The 1,920-nt window shown below is 31.1% G+C and carries 1 protein-coding gene; it reads right to left on the bottom strand.

Going from position 1 to position 1,920, the window contains the following annotated elements; all coding sequences use genetic code 11:
• Positions 1-76: 76 nt before the first annotated feature.
• Positions 77-1,453, bottom strand: a complete 1,377-nt coding sequence (locus C0512_RS15340) for a T9SS type A sorting domain-containing protein (RefSeq protein ID WP_290863140.1) — start codon at positions 1,451-1,453, stop codon at positions 77-79.
• Positions 1,454-1,920 lie beyond the last annotated feature (467 nt).

The raw sequence follows: 1,920 nt of genomic DNA, 5'->3' as shown, positions 1-1,920 counted from the left end.
TGCTTTAACCTTTTATGGCAAAAAAAAGACTGTCTTTTCAGACAGCCTTTTAAAGTTTAACTTATTACTATTGAGTTTATTCTTTAATGATTCTTGAAGTAGAAACAGCTCCATTTATAGTTGCTTTAACAACATATATTCCAACTTGAAGAGTAGTAATATCGATTGTTACTTGTTGACTATTTGTATTTTGAGAAATTACTTCTTGACCTAACATATTGTAAACAGCTACTTTTTCAACTGCTTCTTGTGCTTCTATAGTGAAGTTAGTGGTAGCAGGATTTGGATACATTTTAATTTTTGAAGTTTCAAAACTAGAAACGCCTAATGTATTTTTGTGTAAGTAAAGATTATCATAATATACAGTTCCTAAATCTGAAGTAATAACGAATTGTGCAAAATCAGAAACACTAGGACAGGCATTACCAGGAGGGGTATTGATACAATTAAGTGCTGAAAATGGGATATCTATTGGAATCCAAGTCCCTTCTGAACCGCTTGTCAAGACGTTAGCATTTGTAGCGGAATATTCATAGGCATTAGTTTCTCCTGTGGTTCCATTCCAGTTAGAAAATTTAAAATTAAAACTTTTATCTTGCGTTGGAGTAGCAGTCCAAATATCAATATGTAAGCGAGTAAAACCAGCTGCGTCAAATCTTCCAGCTAAAAAGGCTATACCTTCACAACCTAATCCAGTAATTCTATTAGTATCGTTACCTTCAATTGAAACAAGTGTAGTAGTAGCTCCACACCAAGTAGTGTCATAAGTATTGTCATTATCTGATCCAGCATAACCTAAAACGGCAACTGGAGCATAAGCATTACTAAATATTGATTTAACATCAGCTGCTGGTCTATTAGGAGGTGTTGGTGCTGCAGTAGTTGGTGCTGCTATTGGTGGTGTAACACCATTCTCACTAGTAACATTGTCTACATGAACTGTGAAATTAGCCGGTGTACCGAAGCCATCATTTGTTGCTTTCCAATTTGGAAAAAATACAACTTTTTCATAAATTCCATTGGCAACTGTTGTACCATCTAAAGCTTGTGTAAAATTAAATGTTAATGTTTGCCATTGGTTTGGTGTTGTATAAGATTGTGAAGCTGCAGAATTAGGTCCACCCACTTCAACTTTAGCCAACATTGTAAATGCTTGTGTAGCATAAACATCCACTTTCATTGTCTTATCAGTTGTCAATTTGTATTTAGCACTAGTGGCTGACTGAATTACCTCAGCACCTTGCCAAGGGTTTCCAGTTGAAACACTAACCAATCTTAATCCATTTAATCTTGTTCCGCCAGAAACCGGATCAGCTTCAATTGTAGCACTGCCTAATCCTTCAAAACCTGCAAAAGTGTATGTAGCAGGAGTGTCAAAATCTTGAATTACGACTTGTTGAGCAAACCCTAACACACTTGACATAATAAAAATTAAAAAAGTAATTTTTTTCATAATTTGTAATTTTTGAGTTAATAATCTATTAATACAAAATTATTAATTAAATATTTTAAGGATATCATAATACACTATATATAAACTATACAAGCTATTTTATTTCTAGATTAATTATTTTTTCAATTGTATAAAGGGTTTCGTGCAATGTTTGTATTATTCTAAACCAGTTTTTTTTATTCTAATTGCCTAATGTATAGCTAATGTATAGTTTTTTTTAACAACTACAACGTTTTCTTGGATATGTTTCCGGCTTTAATTATAAAATTACAGCTACTTTAAAGCGTAATTCTTTCAAAATATTTTTTTAATGACTTTAGTAGATATATTATTCAGGACATTCAATATTAAAAAAAAAGATTTATTAATAATTTTCATTTGAATTATATTTTGAAAAGAGACTACTTTTTTAAGTATGGTATTTTTTGAAATAAAACTCTTTTATCTTTTTTCCAATTTTATTTTAA

Source organism: Flavobacterium sp., assembly GCF_013822155.1.
Classification (GTDB): Bacteria; Bacteroidota; Bacteroidia; order Flavobacteriales; family Flavobacteriaceae; genus Flavobacterium.
The sequence above is the reverse complement of the archived record's forward strand: the minus strand, read 5'-3'. Positions and strand labels throughout refer to the sequence as shown.

Coding starts and splice junctions, on each gene's coding strand:
- C0512_RS15340 (WP_290863140.1), bottom strand. CDS start 1,453: ATGAAAAAAATTACTTTTTTAATTTTTATTATGTCAAGTGTGTTAGGG.